The 23,083-nt window shown below is 37.7% G+C and carries 13 protein-coding genes; 12 read left to right on the top strand and 1 reads right to left on the bottom strand.

Features of this window, described 5'->3' with window-relative positions; all coding sequences use genetic code 11:
• Positions 1–144: 144 nt before the first annotated feature.
• The 12 genes from B9O19_RS08180 (at position 145) to B9O19_RS08235 (ending at position 21,884) form a co-directional block, all read left to right on the top strand.
• Positions 145–9,021 carry a pectinesterase family protein gene (locus tag B9O19_RS08180; protein ID WP_102365959.1) on the top strand — a complete coding sequence of 2,959 codons (8,877 nt, stop codon included), beginning with the start codon at positions 145–147 and terminating at the stop codon, positions 9,019–9,021.
• Between the two features lie 826 nt (positions 9,022–9,847).
• Complete coding sequence (locus tag B9O19_RS08185; RefSeq protein ID WP_102365960.1) at positions 9,848–10,834, top strand: TIM44-like domain-containing protein; 987 nt, start codon at positions 9,848–9,850, stop codon at positions 10,832–10,834.
• A 15-nt stretch (positions 10,835–10,849) separates the two neighbouring features.
• Positions 10,850–12,100: an SPFH domain-containing protein gene (locus B9O19_RS08190; RefSeq protein ID WP_102365961.1), complete on the top strand. Its 1,251-nt coding sequence runs from the start codon at positions 10,850–10,852 to the stop codon at positions 12,098–12,100.
• Positions 12,101–12,481: 381 nt separating this feature from the next.
• Complete coding sequence (locus B9O19_RS08195; protein ID WP_154058646.1) at positions 12,482–12,862, top strand: hypothetical protein; 381 nt, start codon at positions 12,482–12,484, stop codon at positions 12,860–12,862.
• A 146-nt stretch (positions 12,863–13,008) separates the two neighbouring features.
• Positions 13,009–13,605 carry a signal peptidase I gene (gene lepB, locus B9O19_RS08200; protein WP_102365963.1) on the top strand — a complete coding sequence of 199 codons (597 nt, stop codon included), beginning with the start codon at positions 13,009–13,011 and terminating at the stop codon, positions 13,603–13,605.
• Between the two features lie 335 nt (positions 13,606–13,940).
• Positions 13,941–14,639, top strand: coding sequence for a sugar transferase (locus tag B9O19_RS08205; RefSeq protein WP_102365964.1), 699 nt, complete (start codon positions 13,941–13,943; stop codon positions 14,637–14,639).
• Positions 14,640–14,666: 27 nt separating this feature from the next.
• Positions 14,667–15,836 carry a nucleotide sugar dehydrogenase gene (locus tag B9O19_RS08210; RefSeq protein ID WP_102365965.1) on the top strand — a complete coding sequence of 390 codons (1,170 nt, stop codon included), beginning with the start codon at positions 14,667–14,669 and terminating at the stop codon, positions 15,834–15,836.
• A 19-nt stretch (positions 15,837–15,855) separates the two neighbouring features.
• Positions 15,856–16,203: an Hpt domain-containing protein gene (locus B9O19_RS08215; protein WP_102365966.1), complete on the top strand. Its 348-nt coding sequence runs from the start codon at positions 15,856–15,858 to the stop codon at positions 16,201–16,203.
• A 30-nt stretch (positions 16,204–16,233) separates the two neighbouring features.
• On the top strand, positions 16,234–17,769 hold the full coding sequence (locus B9O19_RS08220; RefSeq protein ID WP_245862908.1) for an HD domain-containing phosphohydrolase: 1,536 nt from the start codon (positions 16,234–16,236) through the stop codon (positions 17,767–17,769).
• A gap of 109 nt (positions 17,770–17,878) precedes the next feature.
• Entirely contained in the window at positions 17,879–19,489 is a 1,611-nt protein-coding gene (locus B9O19_RS08225; RefSeq protein ID WP_102365967.1) for a lipopolysaccharide biosynthesis protein, read from the top strand.
• A 17-nt stretch (positions 19,490–19,506) separates the two neighbouring features.
• A complete protein-coding gene (locus tag B9O19_RS08230; protein WP_306560309.1) occupies positions 19,507–20,640 on the top strand; it encodes a glycosyltransferase family 4 protein in 1,134 nt (377 codons plus the stop codon).
• 26 nt (positions 20,641–20,666) lie between these two features.
• Complete coding sequence (locus tag B9O19_RS08235) at positions 20,667–21,884, top strand: glycosyltransferase (RefSeq protein WP_102365968.1); 1,218 nt, start codon at positions 20,667–20,669, stop codon at positions 21,882–21,884.
• 39 nt (positions 21,885–21,923) lie between these two features.
• On the opposite strand, the gene B9O19_RS08240 is transcribed toward B9O19_RS08235, so the two are convergent.
• Positions 21,924–22,949: a glycosyltransferase family protein gene (locus B9O19_RS08240; RefSeq protein WP_102365969.1), complete on the bottom strand. Its 1,026-nt coding sequence runs from the start codon at positions 22,947–22,949 to the stop codon at positions 21,924–21,926.
• Positions 22,950–23,083 lie beyond the last annotated feature (134 nt).

Below are 23,083 nucleotides of genomic sequence, written 5' to 3' on the forward strand. Positions count from 1 at the left end.
AAATATTACAATTATATAATTGACAACGAGTGCAAATTATAGTAAAATGTTTAATATATATGAAAGTGACTAAAGTTTTTTACAGATTTATTACCACATTTATTGAAAAATAATAATAAAATATAATAAGGAGGGGTTTTAGATATGAAATCCTTTAGAAGAACACTGGCTTTGGTATTAGCTGTTGCAATGGTTTTGACCACTTTCGGTATGACTGTTGTTTCAGCGGCACAGTACAATGATACAGAGGGACATTGGGCTGCAAGCTATATTGATACCTGGTCAGGGTATGGAGTTATTCAGGGCGACGGCGGCTATTTCAGACCGGACGACGCAATAACCCGCGCAGAGGTAGCGCAGGTGACTCAAAATGTAATAGGCTATATAGACAAGGCTAACAACAAATTTACAGATGTGTCAGTTTCAGATTGGTTTGCTGATGCAGTGCTGAGACTTGTTGCGGCCGGTACTCTCACCGGTAACGGAGACGGCACAATGACTCCGAATAATTATATGACTCGTGAAGAAGCAATGACAATGCTTGCCCGTGCATATGGTTTGACGGTTGAAAATTCTCAGGCCGGTATTACACAATACGCGGACTACCAAAATATCTCTGATTATGCAACAGGATATGTCGGTGCAATGACAGCCGCAGGATATATCGGCGGTTATGAGGATGGAACCATACGTCCTAAAGATTATATATCAAGAGCAGAATTTGTTAAGATTATTGATAATATGATTAAGCTTTACATTACGGAGCCAGGTTCATACGGCCCTCAGTATGCCGGCGGAATAGTTATGATAAAGACGGGCGGCGTAACTTTGAATGGAATAGTCGCTCAGAGTATAGTTATTTCTCCTCAGGTGAGCGGAGATGTTACTATTACAGGTTCACAGGTTTCCGGCAGTGTTGTAAATATGTCCAGAAACGCTAATGTGTCTTCAAATATAAGTAATGTTGTAACGCCAAACGCTACAGCAAAACCTGATAATACATATTTCAGACCCAATTCGGGCGGAAGCTCAGGCGGCAATGTTTCTCCGTCATCTGATGTTAAGCTTACGTTTTATGTGGATTCAAAACTTTATGCAACAAAGACTATAACAAAGAATACTTATTTGCAGAAATCAAACAGACCTGAGGAGCCGTCAAAACAGGGGTTTGACTTTGTTGGATGGTATTTGTCGCAGAATCTTGCAAATGACGCAGAAAATAATGAAGCTTATGATTTTGACAGCAAGAGAATAACAAAATCTATGAAGTTTTATGCCGGATTTGTCAGCAACGGAAGTCCAACTGCTAATCCTGAACCAACAGCAACTCCAAGTTATGAACTTGAGTCTGTTGAGATAGACGATCAACCTAACGTATATGTTGGCGATACATTGACAGCAAATGTGCTTCCGGAAGCAGCCAAAGAATATGTAGTTTATCAGTGGTATAGGGATATAAGCACCGAAGCTTTTGAACCTATAGAGGGTGCAGATTCTGAAACTTATAGTGTTCAGGAAGCGGATCAAGGACATATTTTGATGGTAGTAGCTACTGCTGCAGCGCCGTACACCGGTGAAAAGTTTGCAGAATTAGCATATCCGGTTAAAATTAACGGTACAGCTTCAATAGAACCGCAAATTGTAACCATTGATTCAAACGATACAGAAGCATCAACTGTTATAAAATTTGCTGAAAAAGACAGTTTTGATGGTGTGAGTTTGTCCGATAAGCCATTGAGCAGCAATGATTATGTCTATAATTCTGATACAAATACATTGACAATAAATAAGGATTATTTGTCAGGATTACAAAATGGTGTTTATGATTTTGTTATTAACACAACAAACACGGATAGTGATAATCCTGTATTTAGGGTAGTTATTGAGAATAGTGTTGTGCCAACAGCTGTTCCGGAACCGACATCAACGGTAAAGCCGGATGAACCGACAGCAGAGCCAACAGCAACGGCAAAACCGGAAGAACCAACGCCAATTCCAACAGCAACGGCAAAACCGGAAGAACCAACACCAATTCCAACAGCAACAGCAAAACCGGAAGAGCCGACACCAACACCGACAGCAACAGAAAAGCCGGAAGAGCCAACACCGACACCGACAGCAACAATTGGACCGGATGAGCCTACTGCTTCACCGACAATGGCTCCGACTCCTAATCCTGTTTATATGTCAACAGTTAGCGTAACTGGCGGAACGGCAGTTTTGAAACAGCCAAACGGAGAGCCGTATCCATTAGCTAAAGGTGTTAATTATAAAATTGATGGGACAAAAACATATCAGCCGGGCGAAGAAGTTTCAGTGGGTGAAAAGCTTAAGGTTACCTTTGGAACAGCTGATGATATAAAAGATAATGTGTTTAACACGGCTGTTGTTGAGCCTGTAATGATTGGAGGCGTAATTTATGACGCGACATCTACAGGAACTCAGAATGCTAAGAATTATTCAAGTGCAGATAAAGGATCAAACGGAACCCCGGACAGTCCTCCAAACGGCGGTGCATTCTATATCTTTAAGCCTGCTGCGGACGGACGTGTTGAAGTAGCTATAGGCTGGGGACAGACTAAGCCTCTCAGTGTAGTAAGAATTACGGAAAATGGTGTATCAGGTGAATACTTGACTGACGCTGTGAACGGAAAAGAATATAACCATTTAAATCCTCAAGGAGAGGGTACTCTTCAGACAACAGTAACATTTGATGTGACGAGCGGTGCTACATATTATTTGTTCCTTGATGGTTCAAAGCCGAATATTTATGGCTTCAGCTTTACTGAATTGCCGATAGACACAACAAAATATTTAGTACAGCAGGGCGCAGAAGTTGTTGTTGACGCAGTATCGGATGATGCGGCAAAATATCCAAATGTAAAAGTAGTGGCTGAGGATAAAACAGATATTGCAACGGCAGGCGGAAAGTTCATTATGCCTGGACAGAATGTTGATGTAAATGTTACGTTCGGTGATACTCCTGACCCAACAGAGCCTCCGGCAAGTCCTACGCCTACAGCTGATCATGATCAGCCTACACCGACAGTGGCTCCCGAGACACCAACTCCAGGACCGCCGACCATTCCTCCGGCTACATTTGAGCCAACCCAAACTCCCGGTCCTTCAGCGAATCCGGAAAATGTTTTAACTGTTGACGGTTCAAAGGATACAGATGAAGCTCAAAAAACTTTTAAGACTGTTTCCGAAGCTTTGGTATATGCCGGAAAGCTAAACAATCATGCCAGCGAGGCGGACAGAATCGAAATCAATATTGTTCCGGGAACTTATCGTGAACAGCTTGATATAACTGTTCCTTATCTTACGATGCAGAAGATGGATGGCACAGAAGGCGATGTTCTGCTGACATGGTATTACGGTATCGGATACATGTACTACAGCGCAGATACAGACGGATATTACAGCAAGGAAGCTTATGAGAGAAATAAGGCGCTTGGCAGAGACGCTCTTAATCAGGCAGTAGCAAGATGGGGATGTTCAACGCATTTGAATGCGGGCAACTTCATTGGTAAAGATTTGATTTTTGAAAATTCATTTAACAGATATGTGACAGAAGAAGAAATTGATGACGGTGTTAAACCGGCACCGGTTGGAGGAGTTTACAGCGACACCGGCGGTAAGCCTGAAAGAACTTTAGAAAGCGATGTATATAGCAGATCGTTTACTGAAAGAGCCGCTGCTATAGCGATAGAAGATAACGATAAGGTTGAATTTTATAACTGTTCATTCAAGAGCAGTCAGGATACATTGTATTCAGGTTCTAAAGGAAGCCGTGTATATTTCAAGAACTGTACAATAGAGGGACAGACCGACTATATATTCGGCGGAAATACACTTGTGTTTGACAACTGTAACTTTAATTGGGCAGGATATTCAAAGAGCGGCGAGACAGCCGGCGGACATGTGACTGCCTGCAAGAATGCTTCTACTAAGTATGGATATTTGATGTGGGGCGGAAAAGTATCAGGTGCTTCTACAGCAAATGCTAATTTTGCTCAGGGTGATTTCGGAAGACCGTGGGGCGGTAAAGATTCACCAACAGCCGCAATAGGTGTTAAAATTGATAATATAACTGTTGGCGGAGCATCTAAGCCTGCTGTTATGGATTCAGGATGGGGCAACTGGTCGACAGTTGCTAAAGAATCCGGATACTATGAATATGGTACGGTTGACGCTTCCGGCAATCCAATAAATCTTGATAAGAGAAATTGTCTCGTTCCGAACGAATGGGAAGTTCTCGCTATCAACCCTTATGATTATTTAATTAGAGAGGGCGATGACTGGGATCCAATGGCTGCAAAGACAATGTGGGGACCGGTAAAAGAGAAGATAAAGACATTAGAACTTCCTGAGAGCGACACAATCAAGAAATTGGATTCAGATTCATATGAGGTATCAGGTGACTTTACACTTCCTTCATTTATTGAAGGATTTGATGGTTATGATGTTCACTTTGAGTCTGAGAACGAGTATTTGAATATCAGTGAAAACGGCGAAGTTTCAGTTATAAGACCGGTTAGTGATACAATACCGGCTGAGATTACTGCTTATATCAGACGTTCTGATAATAAGCTTATCGGAACTTCCAAGACTATAAACATAACTATTACTAGAGACCCGTCAATTGACCCGTCAGTGTTTAATGCGGCTATGCAGGCTGCAAAGGACGCTATTGATTCTAATTATCAGGAAAAAGCTGAAAACGGTGACGCTGTACTTGACAGAACTGTTGTTATTCCTGAAATAGATTCAACAGGTGACGTAGCCGTTAAAGTTTGGGCTGAATATTCAGGATTTATTAATGATGACGGAACAATAATCAGAAACCCATACGGAGAAAGTAATGGAATAGGAAATGTAACTTATACTATCCAATGCGTAAAGGGGTCGACATTGCTCAAAGAAACGGTATCATATGATGTATCAATTCCCACGGATAAAGCTGATATATTGTATGCTGATTTTGAGAACAAGACGACGAAAATCGGCGGAAACTTGACAGCTATCGGAGGAGGAAATAACTCCGGATATGCAGTTACAAATCCGTCTGAGACAGCGTTTAATATTATGCCTTTAGCCGGTGGTATAGTTAAGGTTTCATACGATGTCTACGGAAACACATCCGGCATTGTAACGCTTAAAGACCAGGCGGGAGCGGATTATTTAGCAATTGTTCCTGAGGGTCTTGAAAGCGGAAAGTGGAATACAGTTGAAGCTGTTATTAATACAACTGATAATACTGTTAGTGTAACAGTAAACAGCGGAACCCCAACTGAAACTACCGCTAAGACAGAAATAACTGAGAGTAACAGAATAGCATCGATTTTATTTGCTGAAGGCACATATGACAATATTGCTGTAGCGGCAAATACTGATAAGTCAAAGGCTTATTCAACATTCTGGAAAGCTGACCCGTCAGAGGTAGGAACACCTCAGGGCACATACCTCATGAGAGGTCTTACTATCCTCTATTCACCGGATAAGCAAGGCAACGGCGGAACAGTTGACGGCATAAACTTCCCAATGGGTCTGTCAAGCGGCTCAAATAACGGCTCTTGGTCAAACGGAGTTGTTCCTGACGGAAAGAACGGACTGAAGTTTGTTGCTCCCGGAGACGGAACATGGACAGTATATGCTTTACCAGGAAGCGGAAAGACTTTCTATATGGGAAATGCCGAGTCAAGCGTTAGTCTTCCGGGAACCAATGTTGCTGTAAAACAAGATATAGCCGTTGAAAAGGGTAAAACATATTATGCAACAGTTGCCGGCTCAAAAGGAAACTTCCTCGGTTCTAAGTTTACAGCAGCGGTTGAAGGTGAAGACGCTGTAGAAGTATATTTGACAGCTACTTGGGATTTCCAGAAAAACAATGGTTTTACGCAGGTTGTAAACGCTGGAGAATCATATGATTATACAGTGAAAGATTCAGAGAATGCAGGCAAGACCATGACAATAAAAGCTGACACCGGAAAATTCGGCGGCTCAGACCATGGCGATTGGATAGCAGTAAACCCAGAGGTTACTCTTACTGTTCCGGTTGTTAACGGAAGCGTTATAACTATGGGCGACACATATTATGGAACTGAGCAGTACACGATAAACGGTGAAACATTTACAGGCGGTAATAAGTCGTATACTTATTATGGTTTAGAGAAAACAATTGATATTGTTTTGAAAGTTGGAGGATTTTATCGTTCTGTTTCAATTGTTTCACCTAAGTATCCGTCAACAGAAATACCAACGGCTAAGCCATCGATGGAAATAAATGGTATGATTACAGGATTGACAGCTGCTGACAGTTCTGCCGAAGGAATTAAACTCATTGGAAAAATGGGCGGCGAGCTGGTTGCTTTAGATATTAAAGACGGAAAGTTTACTACAACTCTTCAAGCGGGCAAGAGTATTGATGTTACCGGTATTTTAGGCGGAAGCAGCGCATATACAATTCCTGCTGACACGAAAATAACATCTGATAATGCTGCGCCAACTATAAACGCGGTTGCAGTTGTTGCTGAACCGGCAGCGGGAAGCAGAACATACAACTTTGGGGACGGCAGCATAGTTCCGCAGTCAACTGCAATTGGATTTGATACCTTAGTAGCTCCTGACGGACTGCTTACTTTCAGAAGCGTTAAGTTCCATGATACTCAGCATGGCGTTCAGCAGAGCGCAGGCGCAATGACAGTAGAGATTCCTGTTGCTGAAGGCAGCTCTGCAATCGTATTTAAAGGCTGTGCTTATGCTTCAGCAACAATTACAGCTTCTACTGAGGGAGTGGCTCCTGCTTCGGCTTCATTAAAGACCGCTAACGATGGGGATTCAATTGAGTTTAACTATAGCGGTGAGGCTAAAACATTAGTATTTACTATTGACAGCGGTTCAATATATGTTCATGGCTTATCTGTTACAACAAAAGACGCTTCAGAACCTACCGCAACACCTAACTTAAATAAGACGGTTACATTTAGTTTAGGAGAGACGGTTGCAGAGGGTGATGTTCCGGCGGCTGTTGAAATGGCGGCAGGTGCAGAGGTTGAAATTCCTGTAAACAGAACTGTTTATCTTGAAGGCAAGACATTAACAGGTTGGACTGACGGAACAACAACTGTTGATGTTGGTTCAAAGTATACGGTTCAGGATGATGTGACATTAACACCTGTATTTGCTGATAATACAGCGTCTCTGTCAGGAACGGTTGTGTATGATTTCCAGAGACAGAACGGAACACCTACAGTTCAGTGGCAGGGTGTTAGTAATTTCTTAGTATATCAAGCAGTAAGCGGATCCGACAAAATAGATGTGAAATTCGTAGTTGATACTACAAGCGGAAAGTTTGCTAATGGAAATTGGACAGATTGGGCACAGGTTAATACAGGAACTAAATTTACGGTTCCTGTAGTTGAGAATAGTGTTGTAACCGTTAATAGTATTTACTCAGAAGAGGGAACATACACGATTAATGGAGTAACAAAGACAGGTTCAAACCAGAGTGAAACAATGCTGGCGGCAGGAACGTGTGATATAGTTGCAGGAAGTCCAAGCGGAAGCTACTGGAAATCTGTTACTGTAACATATCCTGAATCTACAAATCCTACAGCAACACCTGGAGCAACAGATGACCCTGACGCAACGGTATCCCCTGAGCCAAGTATAACTCCTGAGCCGAGCGCAACTCCGGCTTCAAATAAGACTGTTACCTTTAGTTTGGGAGATACAGGAGCGGAAGGAGATGCACCGGACGCCATTGAAGAAGCGGTTGGTACAGAGGTTGAAATTCCTGTTAACAGAACAGTTTATCTTGAGGGCAAAACATTGACAGGCTGGACTGACGGAACAGATACTTTTGATATTGGTTCAAAGTATACGGTACAGGACGATGTGACATTAACACCTGTATTTGCTGAAAACACAGAAGCTCTGTCAGGAACGGTTGTATACGATTTCCAGAGACAAAATGGAGCACCTACAGTTCAGTGGCAGGGTGTTAATAAGTTTTTGGTATATCAAGCTGTAAATGGTTCAGCTAAAATTGATGTGAAGTTCGCTGTTGATACAACAAACGGAAAGTTTGCTAATGCAAGCTGGACAGATTGGGCACAGGTTAATACAGGAACTAAGTTTACGGTTCCTGTAGCTGAGAATAGTGTTGTAACAGTTAACAATATTTACTCAGAAGAGGGAACATACACTATTAATGGAGTAACAAAGACCGGTTCAAACCAAAGTGAAACAGTGACGGCGGCAGGAACATGCGATATAGTTGCAGGCAATCCAAGCGGGAATTATTGGAGATCAATTACAGTAACATATCCTGAATCTTTAAGCCCAACAGAAGCTCCAACAGAAGCTCCGACCAATCCACCGGTTGAACCAATAAATTTCACACTTGATTTAACTGATATACCTGTAGGTAATATAGCTAACGGAGAGACAGTTGCCGGTTTAAAGGCCGGGCTAGGAACTGCAGCAGAAGGCGATATATCTGTAGCTGAGGTTAATGGTGAAAAAGTTATTGAAGTGAAAGACGCAGCAGCAGGACAGAATAGTGTAACTTGGGAGGCTCCGAGCAATATTACTACAGGAGTTATCACAATAACAACTGAATTTACTGCTATAAATGAGAGCTCTGCGGCTGATATTAATTTCAATAGGGTAAATGGAAAGAATTTTGCTTATTTCCAAACCAAATTTGGAAGCACAAAATCAAAATTTTATTTAAATGCCGGAAACAAAGATGATAAACTAAAACTGACAAAAGATAAAAAATATAAGTTAGTATCTGTATTTGATTATAATACAAATAATGTAACGATAACACTTTCCGAAGGGGATAATGTTTTGGCGAGTCATGACAGTGACACGGTCTCTGCGTTTACTGACCTTGCTGCACAGGGAGCGATTTCAAATATCATGATTTGTCAAACCGGAAACGGTTATACTGCCGGTACTGTTTCAGCTGACTTATATATAAATTCATTTACTGTTAGTCAGGAATTGTAGTTTTTGTCGTTTGTTTTAAATAAAAAATATTTATAATAGAATAATTTATATGATATTAGCTATTATAATAAGTAAACCGTCAGAACTTTTATAGTTCTGACGGTTTTTTATTTGTGTTGCTTAATAACAGAAACGGAAGAAGGTTAAGGTGTAGGCGGACTGTCCAAATCTCTATGGATCACATCCGTTTTACAAGCGGAGTCACGCCTTCAATTCTTAACATACAACATTTGTAATAAATAATTAAATAATTATTTTCTTATGTACGGCATTTAAAGTGAATATCGGTAGGGGGTGCTTGTGCACACCTCGTTAGGTGACTGCCATATCACGCGGAGCGTGAACATACATAAAAAAGTTTTTTAGAATCCAATTTAATTAAAAACTTTACCACGGCTGCGCGTCTTACGCGGCAGATTTCATCTGTATTGCGTATTCAAATTATTATTTGCGCATTCATATTATTTACATTGCAGGCTAATCTAAACAAGTCACTTCTTTGTATTACCCCATCCTTCAGGTGGGGGCATAGACATTGTAGGCAATGACAAAACAAGATAACATGTATAACACACTTTTTTAAGAAGAGTGTGGCCACACCTACCGATGCTTACAAAACTACATTTTATATACTTTTTATTATCCCATAACTTGATTTATTACTTAAAATTGTAAGAATATAATGTTAAATATTTACAATGATTATAAAAAGTATATATGATTTTTGCGCATTATTGACAAGATGAATTCACTGTGTTATATTGTATTAAGAGAAACAGATTATGCTTTATTATTTAGATATTTCGAGTTTTAAAGGAGAAATATAATGAAAAAACGAATTTCTCAGGTGTATAAAGTTTGTATATTTCTTATTGTTGTATTAATGTGTGTCTGCACCGTGGCATATGCTGTCTCAACATATATTGATGAGGGAAATACAAGCTATAGTTATCGTCTTGTTCCAACGGGAGTTGGCAACCAAAACGATTATTCGAGCGGCTCTGGCGGTTATGGAGGAGGATACAGCGGCTCCTCGGATTACGGCGGATACAGTGGAGGTTACGGCGGTTACATGCGTTATGGAGGTTATGGCGGCAATTTTGGCAACATTTCGTTTATATCAATTGGAATTGTAATATTATTAATTATATGTATTATATCGATTATAAAAAATAATAGCTATGATGCTAATACCGGCAATATTGCCGCCCCGTCGGCGCCTAGAGGCGGGTATGTTAAACCATCTGTAAACCCATCGGTTGAGATTCAGCGGACGGATACTAATTTTTCTGAGGAGGCATTTCTTGCATGGGCCCGCGAAGTATTTATAACTTTGAATGTCGCTTGGACTAAACAGGATTGGAAAATGATAAGACCATTTGAGTCTGAGCAGCTCTTTAGAGAGCATTCTCAGCAATTGGATGAATATATCCGCAACGGCACTGTTAATTATTTGGAACGTGTTGCTGTAAAAGACAGCTTTATCAATAAAGTTTATCGTGATCAAAGTTATGAATATGTAGAGGTAAAAATGCTTACAAATATGATAGACTATGTTAAAGAAACGGCAACCGGAAAAATTATTGCCGGCAATACAACACATTTATGGGAAATGATTCATACTTTGACTTTTATGCGGACAATTGGAACAAAAACATCTGAGCACCCTGAATCTTTGAGTGTTACCAATTGCCCTAATTGCGGAGCGCCTACAGAAATAACCTCCGCTGGGGAATGTCCTTATTGCAAGTCAATTGTCACATCAGGAACTTTTAATTGGGTACTTTGTAAATTTATTGGTGAAAATCTATAAAAAGGAGATATAGTAATGGGACTTATTAAAGCTTTTTCAGGAGCTTTTCGTTCAGAGCTTGCTGATCAATGGAAAGAATATTTTGTTTGTGACAGTATGGCTCAGGAGACGCTGCTGCAGTTAGGACGAAAACGAATTAACACAACCAACTATCAATCCAGCAATACTAAAGGCAGTGAACATATAATAACTCAAGACAGCCTGCTGGTAGTAAATGAAGGTCAGGCAATGATTGTGACAGAGCAAGGGAAAATAATTGATTTTACCTGTGAAGCTGGAGCTTATACTTTTGATAGTAAATCAGAGCCATCAATGCTGAATGGTAATTTTTCTGAAGGTCTAAGAGAATCGTTTCGAAAAGTTGGCAAGAGGTTTACTTTTGGCGGCGATACAGGAAACGACCAGCGCGTCTACTATATTAACACAAAAGAGATATTAGGAAATAAATACGGAACTGCACAGCCAATGGCCTATGATGACCCATATTATAAAACGGTGTTATATATTCGCTATTATGGTATGTTTACATTTAAAATTACTGACCCGTTAGTGTTTTATAACAGCATTGCCGGAAACGTCAGTGACACTTATAACAGCGAACAACTTTTAGAACAATGCAGAAGTGAATTTCTGACAGCGTTGGATACGTCAGTTAATAAGCTGTCCGGTCAAGGTGTGAAGTTCAGTGAGATTCCCTCGCACCAAATGGAATTATCTGATTTTATGAGTAATATATTAGATTCCCCATGGAAACAGGGGCGCGGCATGGAGATTATCTCGGTGGGGATTGAAAAAATCACTCCGGATGACAAATCACGCGCTAGAATTGAGGAGTTTGACACTGCCGTGATGCTTGGAAACACTCAAGGTGCTATTCAGGGGCGTATGACTGCGGCACAGTCAGCTATGTTCGAAAATATGGGAAAACAGTCCGGCGGCGTTAATGGCGGTGATATAACCGGCGCTGTGGTTGGAATGATGGGTATGAATATGATGAATACAATGATGCCTAACAGACAAACCGCTGATTCTGATAATAAACAGCCTGAAATACCTGTAGTTGATTCTAAAATGTCTGATGATGGCTGGGTATGTAAATGCGGAACCAAAAACCATGGAAAATTTTGTATAGAATGCGGAGCAAAGAGACCGTTTTATAAATGCGGCAATTGTGGATGGGAATCCTCAGAACTAAGCAGTTTGCCGAAATTCTGTCCGGAATGTGGTTTTCCGTTTGGTGAAAAAACTTCTGTGAAGAGTGATTAATTGTTCAAGTTATTTGAGGCAGCGCAGCTGCCTCTTTTTATGTCTAATTTTAGTTAGCCGTGCATAGAATAATAATATATAAATTTTAAAATTGTTAGATTACAAGGTTTTTTTATTATATTATCAGTTATGTTATTTTTGCACGTCGTTAAGTTCGGAACGGAATAACTAGTTTAATATCGTTGAAATTTAATTTATCTCAGCTTAAAATGTTACAAAATTATTGCTGATAAAAATTTGAAATAATTAATAGTTTTCGTTTTTATGCTAGTTATGCAATTTTTTAAAATATTATATTTTAAAGTTTGCTTATAAAACAAAATAAGTGTATTATTCTGATTTGCGGCAAAATATAAAATCAAATGAGAAATAGTTTGGAGAGTGAGTGAGAGAACAATGGAAAGTGAAGCGTTTGAAGAACCTATAATGAAAGATCAAAATAAGTTGTTTAATATTATAAAAAAGAAAGTTAATATTTATAATTCAACTGATTGTATAAAATGTTTGTTTGAGGGTTTTCTAAAATGTCATTATGAGACAAAATTTCACGGCAGACCGGTGACTGTAGAATATTCAATGACGATAGATAATAATAAATATCTTCCATATGGAATAAAAGCGCTGATGCTGGACAAGGACTTGGAGATAGTCGATGAATTTGCAGCCAGAAAGAGATTTGCCACTGTGAGCGAATGTATTGTACAAATGGAAATGATGGCAAAAGATAGAGTTTTGCCTAATGATTTAAAATATATTATATAGTTTGCTTATTTAATATTGTTATAGTATAGGTTATGTATTCTAAAGTAATATTGACAACAACAGCTTATTGTTTTATAATTATATCTACAATAATGAGCCGCCGGCGGGCGGCAATAATCCAATATTGAATTTTGGAGTGCGAAAATATGAAACTTAATGATGCTAATACTGTTGCCGCAAGTAATGGTGTTCATAAAGATATAAATAAGAAAAATAATCCGGCATTTAAATGGGCGTTTATTATAATTGGCGCCGTTGTTGTGGTTATGTTAGCTATGTTTTTCATTAAAACTTTTGTTATATCAGTTGTTACGGTTTCAGGAACCAGTATGGAACCGGCAATTCGGGAAGGGGAAAGCTGGCTGATTAATAAAACAAATCAAAACTATCAGAAAAATGATATAATAACATTTTATTCTAATGAAGACAGAAAAAATGCTGTTGTCTCAAGAATTATCGCTGTTGAAGGAGATACGGTTTATATAGATTTTAATTCCGGAGATATTTATGTAAATAATGAAATGATTGACGAGCCATATGTTAGCGAAAAGACTAAAACCGGAGGAAAGTATATAACTTCCTTGATAGAAGACGGAAAATATGGCGCCGGAACTCCTATTGTTGTTGAAAAAGATCATGTCTTTGTGATGGGGGATAATAGGAACAACAGCCGTGACAGCCGGGAATTCGGACCTATATCTACTTCCTCTGTTTTTGGAATTATTTTTAAAAAAATAAAATAAAAAGAGCCATATTTGAACCAACCTCCTAATCGTTAGATTTTTGGTCTAACTTTTGGGGGGCATATCAATTTGGCTCTTTTTGTTATCTAAAATTACAGCAATATGATGTCAAAAAAATGTTTACTGCATATAATATTAAGCGGTATTATAAGTTTAGTGTTTCATATTAATGGATAAATTGGTAAAAATTGTTTGATTTTTTTAATTAAATAAAATTATTTTATTAATATATTACGAAAAATCTTGTATTTATTCTAGAATTGTGTTATTATAAACCTATATGGGACGGGATTTGTATAAAATTGGTAAGCCACGAACTTTTAGGGGGAAACGTAATGGCAAGAAAGATTTACAGGGGAGAGTATAACCCTGCACATAATATTGTTAAAAAAGAGCATTATGAAATATTTAAAAATATTCAGCCCAACAAAAATTTGTGGTATTTGTTTGTAAAAAGAGCTGCTGATATTATTTGTTCACTGCTTGCTCTTATTTTTTTATCACCTTTATTTTTGGCGGTTTCTATTGCAATCAAAAAAGACGGTGGTCCTGTTTTTTTTATGCAGCAAAGAATTGGTAAAGACGGCAAAGCTTTTCGGATGTATAAATTTAGAAGCATGGTCGTTAATGCTGAAGAGATGTTAAAAGAGCTTCAGAGTAAAAATGAAGCCAGCGGACCTGTGTTTAAAATAGAGAACGACCCGAGGGTTACTAAAGTCGGGCGTTTTATTAGAAAGTATAGTATTGATGAACTTCCTCAGCTTATAAACATTTTAATCGGTGATATGAGTATAGTTGGTCCGCGCCCTCCGCTTCCAAGCGAGGTTGTTATGTATAGTGAATACGATATGCAGAGACTTAAGGTAAGACCGGGTCTTACGTGTTATTGGCAATGCGGGGGAAGAAGCAAAATTAGTTTTGAAAAATGGATAGATATGGATTTGGAATATATAAATGACCAAGGTATTTGGTGTGACTTTAAAATAATTTTAAAGACTATCCCGGCAGTGTTTAATGGTGATGGTGCTTATTGATTAGAAAAATAAATGGGATGTGGAATTATGCGTATTACCGTTGCGGGTATTGGATATGTAGGTCTTTCAAACGCTGTGTTGCTTTCACAGCATAACAAGGTGACTGCGTTTGATATAAATACTGATAGAGTTGATATGATAAACAAAAAAATATCGCCTATAGTTGATAAGGACGTCAGCGAATATCTTGCTAATAAAAATTTGGATTTATGTGCTGTAAATCTTCCGGAGACAGCGTTTAGCGGAGCTGAATATGTAATAATATCGACTCCGACAGATTATGATACAAAGAAGGATTATTTTGATACATCGTCTGTTGAAAGTGTTATAGAACAGGTTTTAAAATATTCTGATACTGCTGTAATGGTTATAAAGTCTACGGTGCCTGTTGGATTTACAGAGATGATGAGGGAAAAATATAAAACAGACAGGCTGATTTTTTCACCTGAGTTTTTAAGAGAAGGCAAAGCGCTATATGATAATCTTCATCCTTCACGTATAATAGTTGGAGAAAAATCAAAAAGGGCGGAGATATTTGCCGAATTGTTAAAGCAGGGGGCAGAGAACAAGGATGTTCCGGTATTGTTTACAGGTTCGACAGAGGCGGAGGCAATAAAACTTTTCGCCAATACATATTTGGCTATGAGGATAGCTTTTTTTAATGAACTTGATTCGTATGCGGAAATTAAAGGACTCAAAACATCAGAAATTATAGAAGGAATTTGCCTTGACGACAGAATAGGTAACCATTATAATAATCCGTCTTTTGGTTACGGGGGATACTGTTTGCCTAAAGATACCAGACAGCTTTTGAGCAATTTCGGTGAGGTTCCTAACAGCATTATGAAAGCAGTTGTGGACGCTAATGTGACCAGAAAAGATTTTATTGCCGCAAGGATACTTGAAAGAGAACCAAAAGTTGTTGGAATATACAGATTAACGATGAAAACTGATTCTGATAATTTCAGGCAATCATCAATTCAGGGCGTTATTCGAAGGTTAGAAAGTTCAGGAGTAAGTTTAATAATTTACGAGCCTGTCTTAAGAGACTGCAAAACGTTTATGGGAGCGAAAGTTATAAATAATTTAGATAGATTTAAAGAACTTTCGGATATTATTGTTGCCAATAGATTTTCCAATGAGATTGAAGATGTAAGTGAAAAGGTTTATACAAGAGATATATATAGGAGAGATTAGACAGAGAGGAGAAATATAAATGACTATAATCGAATTTTGGGACGAGCTGGGAATTGATAAGGATGAGGTGTCGGCAAGATTTGTCGGTAATATGGATTTGGCAGCAAAATGTACTATGAAGTATATAGACGATAACACTTTTAATGAGCTCCAAACTGCTATGGCTGAACAGAATTACAGCGGAATTGAGATAGCCGCTCATACTTTAAAGGGAGTTGCCGGAAATCTAGGCTTTAGTGAGATTCAGAAAATCGGACAGAGAATGGTGGATAATGTTAGAGCCAATATTTATGATAGTTTGGATGAAGATTTTGAAAAACTTAAGATTGAACAGAAAAAAGTTTGTGAGTTGGCAAAACAGCTGTAGTGTTTAATATAGCTGGGAGGAGGTGCGGCTGTGCCTGGAAAATTAAAAGTTTTGGTTGTTGATGACGTAGAGATGAATAGGATTATTCTCAGTGAACTTTTTGCTGATAGCTACAATGTGCTGGAGGCTGAGAATGGGGAAGAGGCGTTGGAAACGATTAGGAATAATCCTGATTTATCCGCTGTGCTTCTTGATATTGTCATGCCCGTAATGGATGGTCTTGAGACGTTGGAACAAATAAAAAAAGAGGAGCTGATACCATCTGTTCCTATATTTTTTGTTACAGCGGACACTAGTAATGAAACCTTAGTCAGAGGGTTTGAGAATGGCATAGTCGACAGAATAGAAAAGCCGTTTAACCCTTATGTTATTAAGTGCCGTATACAAAACTCAATAGAACTTTATGATTATCGTATAAACTTGGAAAAGCGTGTAAAAGAGCAGACTGAAGAAATAGAAAGAAAATCTCAGGAGCTTAAAGAAGCAAATGCGTCTATTATTGACGCTTTATCTACGGCGATTGAGTTCCGTGACTCAGAGTCGGGTGAACACGTATGCAGAATAAGGCAGATAACAAAAACTCTTTTAATTGAGTTGGAGAAGCAGGTAGGAAATAAGTGGTATGCTCATGAGGAGATTGAAAATATTTCGGCGGCATCCACAATGCATGATGTTGGCAAAATTTCCGTGCCTGACTATATATTAAATAAGCCCGGGAAGCTAACTGCGGAAGAGTTTGAAATAATGAAAGAACACACGGTCAACGGCTGTAAAATACTGGACAGTATAGATATGATAAAATGCAGTCCTATGTACAAGTATTATTATGATATTTGCAGGAGCCATCATGAACGCTGGGACGGCCGCGGATATCCGGACGGACTTGTTGGAGACATGATACCTATATCCGCTCAGATAGTTTCTGTTGCCGATGTTTATGACGCACTTACGAGCAAGAGGGTATATAAACCTCCGTATTCACATGAAAAGGCGGTTGATATGATATTAAACGGGGAATGCGGAAAGTTTAATCCTGATATTATTGAGTGCTTAAAAAATTGTCATATGGAGCTAAAAGATATTTTAGATAAAATGGCCTTTGAAAACAAAGTAAATTTAGAAATTCCACAATATGAGAGGAAAAAAGTGAGTTCAAAGCTTGAACTTGAAAACTCTGAAAATTTTGATAAAACATGTAAAAATGATAATGCTGATAAAGAAGACAGTTTTACAGTTTTAGATGATGATGTGATTTTTAAATACAATAAAAAGAATGATATAATTGAATTCTCGGAAACCTATGCTAAAGAGTTTGGAAAAGCAAGGTTGATTACTAATGCGCAGAAATTTTTCTATGAGGATCCTTCAATGACCCCGGAGGAGAAAGAAAAGTTAATGAATAGTGTGAATAAGCTTAATATTAATAATCCGGTTTTAAATTGCAGGATAAAAGTTCGGGATAAAAACGGAAGTCCGGTAAGCCGGAATATTAGTATATATATGCACTATTCCAATGAAAATTCCGGTGAGTCAGATGGGTTTGTCGGTAAACTTGTAAATAGTTGAGTGTTATATACTTAGAGATAAGTTTTATTCAAGTTAATTATACTCATATTGTAAATAGTTTTATGAACGGTAACTAACGTTTTAACATATTGGTAGAAAGAGTGAATATATGAAGAGTAGGACGGATATTACAAGAAGTGAGAAAAGCGCTAAAAACTTGTTATATGGCGTCATTTCTCAGTTTGTCAGCGTTGCATTTACATTTATTGTGAGAATCGTTCTGGTGCGTCAGATTGGAATTCTGTCAGTCAGCTTAAACGGTTTATTCACAGAGGTAATTGCAATACTGTCACTTGCCGAAATGGGTGTTGGTTCGGCTATAGTTTACAGTCTTTACAAACCTCTTGCCGAAAGGGACGAAAAGAAGATTGTAAAGCTGATGAATATGTATAAAACAGCCTACCGTAATATAGCTTTGGCTGTGTTTGGAATAGGTCTCTGCCTGGTTCCGTTTATTCAGAATATTGTTACAAAGGTCGATGTGTCTGACGGATATATTCGGCTTGTTTTTGTGTTATTTCTAACTCAGACAGCGTCTTCTTATTTGTTCTCATATAAGAGTTCTTTGCTTAATGCGGATCAAAAGGTATATATAGTTTCAAAGGTTACTACTATTGTTAAAATTGTTGCTGAGATTATTAACATAATTCTTTTATTTGTTTTTCATAATTATATTTTATATCTGATTGTGGAAATATTGCTTACCCTTGCCACCAACATAGTTATTTCAGGTCAGGTAGATAAGATGTATCCGTTTTTAATCAGGAAGGATGAACTTCTGAACGTCGAAAAGCGAATGGTATTTAAAAATGTAAAGAATATTTTTATTGGAAGTCTTTCAGGTAAAATAACTAATTCGACTGATAACATTTTGATTTCTATACTGGTAAGCACTTATGAGGTCGGTATTTATACAGGATATTCGACATTGGCCATGGGACTGAGAAAACTTATTGATCAGGTTGACGCTGCGACGGCCGGAAGCGTAGGAAATCTGATGGCTGAGGATGACCGTGATAAGTGTGACCAGGTGCTTAGAAAGTTAACATTTATTAATTATTTTTTTGGTTCCTTGTTTGCAAGCTGTCTTTATTGTCTTTCGTCAACGCTTGTCAGGATAATGTACGGATTGGAATATACGTATAATGCAGATTCTATGATTGGTCTGATGGTAGTATTTTGTTTGTGTGTAAACTTTTTCTTAACCGTGTTAAGAAATCCTCTTTGGAGGTTTATGTCCGTATCCGGTTTGTTTGCCAAGGATAAAAATATTTCTATAGCAGGCAGTGTTGTCAATCTAATTCTTTCTATTATTCTTGGAATAAAGTTTGGAACTTTAGGAATTCTTTTGGGAACTTTGGCATCTCTGGTAATACAAATTATTTTAAAAATACGTCTGCTTTATACTGAACGCTTTAAAATCAATTCCGGAAAATATTATTTTAGATTTATATTTTACTCTGGAATAGGTATTGTTATTATGCTTTTAGCGAAGTTTATAAGCGCAGAAATTGCTGTCGGCAGTTTATACATAGATTTTGTTTTAAAGGCGGCGGTATCCATATTCGTTCCATTGTGTATGAATTATGTCTTCTTTTGCAGAACAGAGGAATACGTGTATTTAAAGGAACTTATGTGGAAGTTTGTTACCAAAATGTATACCGCACTGACGCCGGTTATTAGCCGGTTATATAAAAAAAGGCCGTTTGGCAAGGCATAATATTGAAAGGTGTTGCTATGATGCGGAAAGATAAAAAAAGATTTAAAGTCGCTATGATTGGACATAAAAGAGTTCCATCGCGTGAAGGCGGTATTGAAGTTGTGGTAGAAGAGCTGTCGGTACGAATGGTTGAAAGGGGTTTAAAAGTTGACGTATATAATCGCAAAGATAGATTTGGCAAAGCGTATAAACAGCCTCGGGAATATAAAGGTATCAGGATAATTCAAATCCCAACTTTTAAGGTTAGCGCTTTAAACGCCTTTGTTTATTCAGTGCTGGCAAGTTTTCGTGCGCTGTTTGGAGGTTATGACTGTATTCATTACCATGCTGAAGGACCGTGCGCTATGATGTGGCTTCCTAAGCTTTTTGGTATACATACGGTTGCCACTATACATGGGCTTGACTGGCAGCGTGCCAAATGGGGCGGCTTCTCAACAAAATATCTGAAGCTTGGGGAAAAATGTGCTTCAAAATATGCTGACGAATTAATAGTATTGTCAAATAATAACCAAAAGTATTTTAAAGAAACTTATGGACGGGATACACACTTGATTCCTAATGGCATTGTCAAGAAAAATGCGGATTATCCTGCTCGGGATATAAGTGAAATATTTGGTCTCCAAAAAGACGGTTATATTTTGTTTTTAGCTAGAATTGTGCCTGAAAAAGGTTTGCATTATTTAATTGAGGCTTTTAAGGCTGTTGAGACAAATAAGAAGTTGGTAATTGCCGGAGATTTAACTCCGGGCAATGAGTATGTGGAAAAGATTAAGAAGATGGCGTCTGAGGATGAGAGAATAATTTTGACCGGCTTTGTTCAAGGAAGATTGCTCGATGAGTTGTTCTCGAATTGTTATATTTATGTTCTTCCAAGCGATATAGAGGGGTTGGCAATGAGCTTGCTGGAATCTGTGAGCTATGGCGTTCCGTGCCTTGTCAGTGATATACCTGAGAATATGGAAGTTGTAGGCGAGTATATGCCTTCATTTAAGCATGGAGATATTCAGGACTTGTCGGTTAAGCTGGATAAAATTTTAAAAGGCGAATATTCTGATATATGGAAAAAAGAAAATTTTGAAACTATCTTAAAAAAATATGATTGGGAAAAAATTGCAGATCAAACGACAGCGCTTTATAAAAAAGGAAAATAATTTGGCGGTATAGCGAGGTGCGGCGAATGAAAATATTATTAATAAATAAGTACCTGTATCCGAAAGGCGGTGCAGAGACATATACTTTAAAGCTGGGTGAATATTTGAGCGGAGCCGGTCATGAAGTTGAGTATTTTGGTATGTACGATAAGAATAATGTGGTGCATAATTCCGCAGAGCAATACACACAAAATATGGACTTTCATGACAGCGGAGCGGAAAAGTTTCTTTATCCGTTTAGAATAATATATTCATTTCAGGCAAGAAAAAAGCTCAGAAAAGTGCTTGAAAATTTTCAGCCTGATATTGTTCATATGAATAATATCAATTATCAGCTTACCCCTTCAATTATTGATGAGATAAAAAAGCATGGAACTCCAATCGTTCAAACCGTACATGATTTACAAATGCTTTGTCCTAATCATCTTATGTTTGACCTATATAAAAAGACCCCCTGTGAAAAATGCCTTAACGGCTCAAAGATAAATTGTATTAAAGGAAAGTGTATACACTATTCAAGGATTAAAAGCATAATCGGTGCAGTTGAAGCGTGGCTTTACGCTATTAAGGGGACGTATAAAAAAGTTGATAAATATATATGTCCTAGCAGGTTTTTAGAAAGCAAACTTCTTGAAAAGAAAAGGCTTGGCGAATATATATATAAAGGAAAAACAGTTTCAATACATAACTACATAGAACTTCCAAAATTTGATTTTGAACACACAAAAAAGAATTACGTTTTATTTTTTGGCAGATTATCTGAAGAAAAGGGAGTTGATATATTTATTGAAGCCTGCAAGTCTCTTCCCAATATTATGTTTAAAGTTGCAGGGATTGGACCTATGGAGAATGTTTGTAAAGGGATTCCTAATGTGGAATTTGTGGGGTTCAAAACCGGAAAAGAACTGCATAAATTGATAGCGGAAGCGCTGTTTTCAATTTATCCTTCAATATGGTATGAAAATTGTCCGCTTTCAATTTTGGAATCAGAATCTTTTGGAACCCCGGTTATCTGCACGCCTCTCGGAGGAATGCCTGAACTTGTAGAAAACGGAAGAACGGGAATAATTCTTGAAGAGATTAGTTCCAAAGCTTTGACTGAAGCAACAAGCACGCTTTATAATGACAGAGAATTATGTGAAAAAATGAGTAAATTTTGTGAGGAAAAAAGAACTCAAATGACAACTCTTGACGAGTATGGCAGGCAGATAGAAGAAATATATTCCGAAATTATAAAAAAGTAAAATAACTGAAATAAGCGCGGAATTATCCGCGCTTTTAATTTATCCTATTATAGCTTGGCCAATAACTCGGCCCATTTTTTCTCTTGAAAAGTTTGTTAAAAATGAATTCCTTGCATTTTCTCCGATATAATTATATTTGTCAGTATAAAAAATATCAGAGATAACTTTATGTACGCTTGATTTATCTTTTGTTATAAGCAGACCGTTTTCACCGTCTTTAATATACATTTCACTCAAAGTGCTTGGCTTTGTAACAATTATTATTTTTTTAAATGACATGGATGTCAGTAAAACTGTATCTCCCGAACATATTCTGCCGTCGTCTATTGGAAGAATCACGGCTTTAGAGTTTATTATAAATGGATATTGCCCGTCTCCGGTTATATCATCTATTAATAAAACGTTATCGGGCAAAACTTTAGGTTTAAACGTGTCTGATATTATAACAAGAGTTTCGTTAATACCCTGCCAGGAATCCAAAAGAAAGTTATAATCCCTGTTTGACCGTCCAATTGCCAACACATAATCTGTTGATTTTATCTTTTCAGGTTTTTCCGAATCTTTCCATTGACCGTACATATCGTTTATTCCGAAAGTAGTAACAATAAACTTGCTGAGTGGTATATTAAAATCCCGGCTGCATTGATTTGCGTAGTTTTGTGACGGAACGTGTATAAAATTAATATAGTCTCCGCTGAGACAGGTTTTCATAAACCATTTATATATTCGTCCTGAAAATCCTGATTTTTGTTTATATGTAAAATTTATAACAACAACTTTATTTTTCTTTTTAGTCCTAAAAATTCTGCACCAAAAGCAGAATACCAAAGCGTAAAATTGCTGCCAGCCTAAAATATAATTATATTGGTCACGTTTAAGAAAATACAAAAAAGTTATATAAAAATACATTAAATAACGTTTGATAACATTAAAAATTCCTCTGCTCCCCCAGTTTGCAATTATGGATTTACATTCAAAATTGAGGTCAGTTTCTTTGTTAAGACCGTTGAGCAGGGAGGCTACTTCGTCAGTTACACAATCGGCAAGCACTATATTCTTTTTCATATTATTTCTCCTTATGATATCAAACTCTTTTTATTTTACAAAATAAATTTCCAATTGTCAATATAACCGGGAAGTTATTCAACGAATAATATAAAACTGAAAACTTTTGAAAAGGGAACGTTTTTTGTTATATA

The sequence above is a fragment of the Monoglobus pectinilyticus genome (assembly GCF_002874775.1).
Classification (GTDB): domain Bacteria; phylum Bacillota; class Clostridia; order Monoglobales; family Monoglobaceae; genus Monoglobus; species Monoglobus pectinilyticus.